This is a genomic window from Allobosea sp. Tri-44, from assembly GCF_004123845.1.
Classification (GTDB): Bacteria; Pseudomonadota; Alphaproteobacteria; order Rhizobiales; family Beijerinckiaceae; genus Allobosea.
Genome location: NZ_NBDP01000031.1, coordinates 1 through 7975 on the forward strand (window position 1 = coordinate 1; position 7975 = coordinate 7975).

At 66.1% G+C, this 7975-nt stretch carries 7 protein-coding genes; all 7 read right to left on the bottom strand.

All coding sequences use genetic code 11. The annotated features are described in order from the left end of the window. Positions 1 to 35 precede the first annotated feature (35 nt). On the bottom strand, positions 36 to 1721 hold the full coding sequence (locus B6S44_RS21275) for a 3-hydroxyacyl-CoA dehydrogenase NAD-binding domain-containing protein (RefSeq protein ID WP_129158899.1): 1686 nt from the start codon (positions 1719 to 1721) through the stop codon (positions 36 to 38). Positions 1722 to 1730: 9 nt separating this feature from the next. Then, positions 1731 to 3083 (bottom strand): MmgE/PrpD family protein, encoded by a 1353-nt coding sequence (locus B6S44_RS21280; RefSeq protein WP_129158900.1) that lies wholly within the window; start codon positions 3081 to 3083, stop codon positions 1731 to 1733. Continuing rightward, positions 3080 to 3562 (bottom strand): acyl-CoA thioesterase, encoded by a 483-nt coding sequence (locus B6S44_RS21285; RefSeq protein WP_129158901.1) that lies wholly within the window; start codon positions 3560 to 3562, stop codon positions 3080 to 3082. Before B6S44_RS21285 ends, B6S44_RS21280 begins: the two co-directional genes overlap by 4 nt. 56 nt (positions 3563 to 3618) lie before the next feature. Then, the gene (locus B6S44_RS21290) at positions 3619 to 4806 is read right to left on the bottom strand and encodes a CaiB/BaiF CoA transferase family protein (protein WP_129158902.1); all 1188 of its coding nucleotides are present in this window, start codon (positions 4804 to 4806) and stop codon (positions 3619 to 3621) included. Positions 4807 to 4964: 158 nt separating this feature from the next. Next, the gene (locus tag B6S44_RS21295) at positions 4965 to 5936 is read right to left on the bottom strand and encodes an MBL fold metallo-hydrolase (protein WP_129158903.1); all 972 of its coding nucleotides are present in this window, start codon (positions 5934 to 5936) and stop codon (positions 4965 to 4967) included. Then, the gene (locus B6S44_RS21300; RefSeq protein WP_129158904.1) at positions 5894 to 6859 is read right to left on the bottom strand and encodes a Bug family tripartite tricarboxylate transporter substrate binding protein; all 966 of its coding nucleotides are present in this window, start codon (positions 6857 to 6859) and stop codon (positions 5894 to 5896) included. Before B6S44_RS21300 ends, B6S44_RS21295 begins: the two co-directional genes overlap by 43 nt. 106 nt (positions 6860 to 6965) lie before the next feature. After that, complete coding sequence (locus tag B6S44_RS21305; RefSeq protein WP_129158905.1) at positions 6966 to 7676, bottom strand: LysR substrate-binding domain-containing protein; 711 nt, start codon at positions 7674 to 7676, stop codon at positions 6966 to 6968. Between the last annotated feature and the right edge of the window lie 299 nt (positions 7677 to 7975).

Sequence of the window (7975 nt, forward strand, 5' to 3'; positions counted from 1 at the left end):
CCCCGTTCGGGTCGGCGTTGGCCTCGCTCGGAGCGCTACCCCCCCCTGCCGGCTTTTTGCCCGAAACGGTCTTTTGCGCAGGGCCGTTCGATGAGCGGCACGTCGCGCTGAGCAGCGGAGCGGTTAGCGGCGAGGCGCTTGCGCCGTGCCCAGGCGATATCGAGCCCGGCGAGGTCCTGCACCGCGAAAGGGCCCATCGCCATGCCAAAGGCTTCCATTGCCGCATCGACTTCCTGCGGCAGCGCCCCCTCCTCCAGCATGAACTCGCATTGCGCGCGGAACTTCGCCAGGATGCGGTTGCCGATGAAGCCGTCGCAGACGCCGGATACGACCGCGATCTTGCGCAGCTTGCGGCCGACTGCGAAGGCGCTCGCCAGCGCCTGGGGCGAGGTGCGCCAGCCGCGCACGATCTCGAGCAGCTTCATGACGTGGGCAGGCGAGAAGAAGTGCAGGCCGAGGAAGCGCTCCGGTGCAGGCAGGATATCGGCCATCGCCTCGATGTCGAGATAGGATGTGTTGGTCGCGATCAGTGTCTCGGCCGGAAGCACAGCTCCCAGGCGCGTCAGCAGGTCGAGCTTGACCTGCATTTCCTCGAACACCGCCTCGACAACCAGATCGCAGGACGATAGCGCCGCAAGGTCGAGAGCGGTCTCGAGCCGCGACAGGCGCTCGTCGCGGACAGCCTCGGAGATGCGGCCCGAGCGCAGGGAGCGCTGATAAAGTCCGCCGATCCGCTCGCATCCAGCAGTCAGAGCGGCCTCGCTCGCCTCAAGAAGCATCACCTGGTAGCCGGCATCGAGGAAGGCAACGACGATGCCCGATCCCATCGTTCCACCGCCGATAACGCCGACCCGGCCGATCTCGCGCGGAGAGACGCCGGCAAGCTCCGGCAATTTCGATGCTTCGCGCTCGGCCAGGAAGAGATGGCGCAGCGCCTGCGACTGGTCCGAGGCCATCAACTCCAAGAAGGCCCGGCGCTCGATCGGCTGTCCTTCTTCGAATGGCAGCGCCATGCTCGCCTCGACCAGCTCGATCGCCTTGAGCGGGGCTATACGGCCCTTGGCTTCGCGCCGAACCTTGTCCGTGGCGGTTTGCCATTCGGAGGCCGGCGGCAACTGCACCTGCCGGAGTGAGACGCGCGGGACCGTGCCGCCGATATGTTCGCGGGCGAAGGCGATCGCTTCATCCCGCAGATCGCCGGCGGCGATGCGTTCGACAAGGCCCAGGCGCAGCGCCTCGTCGGCGCCGACCATCCGGCCGGTCGTGATCATGTCGAGCGCCGCGACGGCGCCGACGAGACGCGGCAGACGCTGTGTGCCGCCCGCGCCGGGAACGAGCCCGAGCTTGACCTCGGGCAGACCGACCGAGCAGCCTTGGGCAATGATGCGGGCATGGGCGGCGAGACCGATCTCGCAACCGCCCCCCAGCGCTGTGCCGTGCCAGGCCGCCACCACAGGCTTGTCGCTCGCTTCGATCTCGGCGAGTACGTCAGGCAGATGGGGCTCGCGTGGCGGCTGCCCGAATTCGGTGATGTCCCCGCCCGCGGTGAAAGTCCGGCCAACGCCGGCGATGACGACGGCCTTGATTCCGGGCTCGGCGCGCGCCTGGCGGATTGTATCGAACAGGCCCTGGCGCACAGCCCGGGAGGTTGCGTTCACGGGAGGATTGTCGATCTCGATCACGCCGACATCGCCGGCGCGCAAAAGCCTGACCGGACTCATGGTATCCTCCTAGTGCGATGGGAGCAGCGGAAGCCGGCCGGGCAGCCGGTCGCTTTCCAGGATCGTCTTCCGAAGCGCGGCGACGTCCGTCGGGCCTGCGACCGAGCCGGCGAGTTCCTCGAATTTCGCGATCAGCTCGGCGTCGCTCAAAGGCGCCTCGGGATCGCCCTTGCGGACGGCCTGGTGGTGTTGGAACCGGGACCCGTCCGCGAGCGTGACCGTCAGCCGCGCCTGCCGCCGGCGCGGATAGGCGGCCGCGAGCTCCGCATCCTCGGCCACGCTGATCTTCGGCATCAGCGCCCGGATGCGCGGGTCGACCAGCGCCTCCGGCCGGAAGGCGTCCAGCCTGACCCCGCCGAAGACGAGCTGCGCGGCCAGGCAGTACTGGATGCTGAAGCGAGCGTCCTGTGCCGATAGGGCTTGCGGCCGGTCGCACATCGAGCGCGTCGCGCCATAGCCGTCGACATGGATCGAGACGATCTGCTCGAGTCCGAACGGCGTTGCCTCGCGCATGGCCTTGAGGCCGTCGAGCGCCGGAAAGATATGGCCGCAGCAACCATGCGCCTTCACCGTCATCCGGGTGATCGGCGTCCACTCGCCCAGGCCGCCGAGGGCGGCGCTCCACTCGCCCGGCGAAGCGCTCGTCGCCGCGGCGAACCCCTTGGCGGCGTGAAGGCTCTCCGACGAACCCGTGACGCCGGCGGCGGCAGCATAGGCGGCGAGCAGCCCGGCATCGGCGGCATGGCCCGGATGCAGCGCCTTCGCCATTCCCTCCCCTTGCAGGTTCTGCTGATGGCCGCCTGCGAAGCTCGAAGCCAGCGCGATGGCATGGCCGATGCCGGCAGCGCTGCAACCGAGCAGGGCCGCGCCGGCGACCGCCGCCCCGATCGTCCCGACAGTCGCGGTCGTATGCCAGAAGGCGTAATGGCTCGGCTGGATCGCGAGCGAGATGCGGCAGCCGACCTCATACCCGGCCACAATAGCGCGGTGCAGCGCCTGCGCGGACAGCTTGCGATGCTGCGCCAAAGCGAGCGCCGCTGCCACGGTCGCGCTACCCGGATGATAGCCGCCATCGCGGAAAATGTCGTCGAACTCGACGATATGGCTGGCGACCGCGTTCAGAAGCGCTGCATGGCGCGGCGAGGAGGCGCTACCGTCGACATAGCAGATCGCGCCGCCGGCCGGACGCTCCTCGGCGAGAGCACGGGCGAGCAATGTCGCCGGCGGCAGCGGGCAGCCAGGTAGCATGGTCGCGAACCAGTCGAGCACGACCCGGCGCGCCGCCCACTCGACCGGCTCAGGTAACGTCTCGTGCTGCCAACGCGCCGCTGCTTGGGCGAGTTCGATCAGTGGATTGCTCATCCGGCCTCTCCCGGCTCGCCATCAGCGCCGGCCTGCGTCGCCTGCTCCTGACGCTGGCTGATCTCGCGGCGCAACTCACGCCTGATCTGCGCCGCACTGAACCGCCGACGCTCCAAGGCCGTAGCCGGCTGGCGTGGAGGCACCTGGACGGGGCGCCCCTCGTCATCAACTGCGACCATGGTGAAATAGCAGGAATTGGTGTGCCGGCGCGTACCGAGCCGGATGTTCTCAGCCTCGACCCGAATGCCGATATCCATCGAGCTGCGTCCGGTCAAATTGACCGCAGCGCGGAATGTCACCAGCTCGCCGACATTGATCGGCTCCTTGAAGACGACCTGATCGACCGAAAGCGTGACGGCATAGGCGCCCGAATAGCGCGATGCACAGGAGAAGGCGACCCGGTCGAGCAGGTTCAGCAAGGCGCCGCCATGCACCTTGCCGCTGAAATTCGCCATGTCCGGCGTCATCAGCACCGTCATTTCCAGTTGGTGGCGTTCCAGAGTTGCCTCCCTCAGCGGGGCGATTGTGTGCGCAATCAGCCGATCGCGCCCTCGAGCCTCAGCCTTGCCACCTCTGCGGCGTCATAGCCGAGCTCGGCCAGCAGCATCTCGTTATGCTCGCCGACTGCCGGGGGCGGCGCCGTAACGCGCGCCGGGCTGTCCGACATCCTGAACGGGGCAACCGCCACGCCGAGCGCTTCGAAGGCCCCCGCGGCGGCGGGCCGCTGGATGACATCGCGCGCGGCGATCTGCGGATCGGCCAAGGCCTCCTCCATCCGCCGGATGCGTGCGGCCGGGATGCGGTGCCGGCGGAAAAACGCCTCCCATTCGGCGGCCGAACGCGTCGCAATGATCTGCGTCAGCGCGGCGCTTTCGCGCGCATGATCGTCAAGACGCTGATTGTTGTCGGATTTGACCAGGTCCTCGCGGCCGAGCGCGGTCCAAAGGCGGCGCTGCTGCGCCAGGTTGGACGCCGATATCATCAGGTCGGTATCGGCTGCCGCGTAGCAACCGATCGTCGCGAACGGGAAATGATTTCCCTTCGCCTCCGGATGTGCGCCGTTCCAGCTGTGCCCCGCGACATGCGAGGTCAACAGCATCAGCGAGACGTCCAGCATCGACAGATCGATGAATTGTCCTCGCCCTGTCTTTTCGCGCTGATAGAGCGCCGTCGAGAGCGCGAAGGCCGCGGCGAGGCCGGTGGCATAGTCGACGACCTGCGCGCCGCTCTTCAGCGGGCGCCCGTCGCCATGACCGGTCATCGCCATGATGCCGGAATAGGCTTGCAGGACATTGTCGTAGCCGGTCTCCTCGCGCTTGGGACCGTGCGCCCCGAAGGCGGAGATGCCGCAATAGATCAGCCGCGGATTGAGCACAGACAGCGCATCGTAACCGAGGCCCAGCGCATCGAGCGCGCCCGGCCGGTAGTTCTGGACCAGCACGTCGGCCGTCTTCGCCAGCCGCTTGAACGCTTCACGGCCGCCTTCCGTCTTGAGATCGAGGGACAGCGCGCGCTTGTTGGAGGCCTGCGCCATGAAGGCCGTGCCCATCTGGGCATCGTTGAGCTTGCGATCGGAGCCCTGCATCCTGGCCTGGTCGGGCGAATGCGGCGACTCGACCTTGATGACATCGGCGCCCAGCACGGCGAGCTGATAGCTTGCGAAAGGCCCCGCTAGCACATGTGTCGCGTCGATGACGCGCACGCCCTGAAACACCTGGATCATCGGTCCTCCCGGACATCGTTCTTGTTGCTTGAGCCGGCCGACGCCGCAGCGTTTGCGCGTGGATCAGGCTCGGATCAATGCCGGAATCCTAGGCGAGCTGCGCTGTCCAATAAGCATCTTTATTCCATTATGTGGAATTCAGGGTCGCAATAACTGCCTCACCGTCCTTTGAGATAGCGGTACGTCGCCTTCACATTGGTGGTCAGCCATTCACGGTGGCGCGGAAGCTGCGCATATTCGGGCAGGACAACGTGATGCATAGCGGCTTCTTCCGAGAACCCTTGCCGCACAGCTTGGTCGACCCGCTCGCGTAGCAAGGAAAGCATATCGCGGAACCGCGAGACTTCCGCCAAATCGGTCGGAGGGCCGTGACCGGGGATCACCGTCTCGAGGTCGAGCGCAAGCACGGTCGAGAGCCGTTCGATCCAGCCATCAAGATCGCAGTCACCCAGCCAAGGGAAGCGTCCGTAGAACATCAGATCGCTGAGAAAAATCACCTTCCGCCGGACGAGGTGCACGACGATGTCGCCCTCGCTATGTGCCGGCCCCCAATAGTGGAGCCTCACGATATCGTCCGGCAGCAAGATCTCGAACTGGTCGGCGAAGGTTTCGGTCGGCGGCGCAATGGCGAGGTTCTCATAGTCGGGCGTTCCGATGCGCTGCCTGAACCAGTTGAGATTCGGGTCTCCCGGTGGAACGAGATCCAGCAGGTTACGGCCCCAGAGCAGCTTGGCCGTCGCTTCGAAACCGGAGAGCCGCCACGCGCCGTCGACAAGCGGGCCGAGATCCTCGTGCAACGCCGCGAGCGCCTTCGCATGGGCAAGGATCGGCGCATCCGCGAACACACCATTGCCGGCGATATGATCGAGATGGCCATGGGTATTGACCAGCCGCATCACCGGAAGGCCTGTCCGCTCGGTCAGGCCCGCACGAAACTGGCGCGCGAGACCCGGCAATTGTTGCGAGTCGATCACGAGCAACCCGTGCGGCGTAACGATCGCGCCGGCATTGGAATCCCCGCCCGCGCCGATCCAGGCGAAGGCATTGTCGGCGACTTGTCTTAATTCGGCTGAAGCCATCTTCGACCTCAAAGCGGCTTGATCTTCGCCGCCTCGATCACGCTGCGCCAATGCGCGGCTTCCGTGGCCATGCGGTTGGCGAACGCTTCGGACGTGCTGCCGACCGGCTCGAAGCCGACCGCCGCCAACTTCTCCTGCAGGTCAGCCGCCGCCAGATGCGTCGCGATCTCCTTCTGCAGGAGGTCGGCGATGGCTTTGGGCGTTCGCGCCGGCAGAAGCACCCCGACCCAGAGGTCGCCGACGATCGCCGGCTGTCCGGCCTCCGCCGTGGTCTGCACCTGCGGCATCAAGCGGGCTCGGCTGGCGCTGGTTACGGCGAGCGCCCGAATCTTGCCGTCGGCGATCTGCGGCGCGGCAGGCGAAAGTGCGGTCACGCCGATCGGAGTGTGACCGGTCAGCACGGATGTCACGGCGGGGCCAGCGCCATTGAACGGCACCGGCGCCAGATCGATGCCGGTCGTCAGTCGCAGTTGCTCGCCCAGCAGGTGGCCGGGTGTGCCGACGCCACCATGAGCGAAGCTGTACTTGCCGGGATTGGCCTTCACCAGGGCGATCAGGTCTGCGAGCGAGGTCGCCGGCACGGTCGGGTGGACGATGATCGCGTGCGTCGCGGAGACGGCCAGCGTGACCGGCTCGAAATCCTTGATCGGGTCATAGGGCAGCGAGGCGAAGAGGGCCGGATTGATGACATGGGAACTGAAGGCGAGAAGGATGGTCTGGCCGTCAGGATCGGCCTTCGCCGCACGCCCCGTCCCGATATTGCCGGTCGCACCGGCGATGTTCTCGACGTAGAATTGCTGGCCCATGCTGCGGGAAAGCCGATCCGATAGCAGCCTGCCAAACGTGTCGACAGAGCCGCCCGGCGCAAAGGGCACGATCATCCGTACAGGGCGGCTTGGATAGTTCTGCCCATAAGAGGATGTCGGCAGTGCGGTGAAGGCCAGTGACGCCAAGAGATGGCGGCGATTGATCATGACGTTTCCTCCTGATGCTTCTTGGTCGCGTCTTTGCGGCAGCGCGACTCGACATTGGCAACAGGGTAAAGCGTCCGAACGATGCTGCGGCAGCGTGCATATTCCATCATGTGGAATGATTGACCTGAGCGACCGTTACCCTTTCTGGTTTCGTCAACGTCGCTCCGGGCCAGGCACCGCTCTCGCAGAGTTCAGTCAACAGCCGGCGCAGCTCGAGGGCGACGTGCCGTTTCAGCGGCTCGCCGAGGGCCGCTTTCGTCGCGACCAGCGACAGATCAGCGAAGACGGGCGGGCTGTCGATGACGCGCCGGCTCAGCTCGCCGCGGCTGGCCTCGTCCTCGACCGAGGCGTGCGACAGAATGGTATAGCCTTGCCCGTCCCGCACCAGGACTTTGGTCAGCGCAACGCTATCCACCTCGGCCCGGATGACGAGCCGGACCTCGTGGCGGGCCGCGGCCTCTTCCAGAACGCGTCGATTGTTGTGAGGCAGGCTCGGCATGATCAGCGGAGGGCCGGCGATCTCGCGCAGCCGGATCGGTTCGTGCTCTCCGGCCAAGGAGTCTGCGGGCGGACCGACCAGCACCGCCCGCTCGCGCAGGGGCGGCACGATTTCCAGTCCGTCGACCGGGGTCGCATTATAGGTGACGCCAAGATCGATGCGGCCTGCGATCAGCCATTCCTGGATGAGGGAGCTCACGCCGTCCCGCAGGCTGAGCATCACTTCGGGATAAGACTGGCGGATGCGAGCGGCCAATGGCGGGCCGATGCGCAGGGCCGCCGCCGGTGGCATGCCGAGCGCGACTTTTCCCTGCAACAAATAGGGCTGGCGGGGCTTCGCGCCTGATTTGCCCGATCAGATGCTCGATCTCTTCGGCCTTCTGCAGGACGTCCGGGTCTGGGGGGCGGTGACATGTGTAGGTCGAGCCTATCCGCGAGATTTCGAACGATCGCGCTGTTTTGCTTGATCGGCTTGAGCGGGTGCACGTCGATCGACTACTCACGTCTCAAAGCCGGTCCTTTTTCCGGGTTGTTGTTTGTCATTTGGGTCGGCTAAGGCGGGGGACGAGAGGACGGTTTTTTTCTTTTTTGGCCGGTCCCTCGCAACCGACTGTTTGT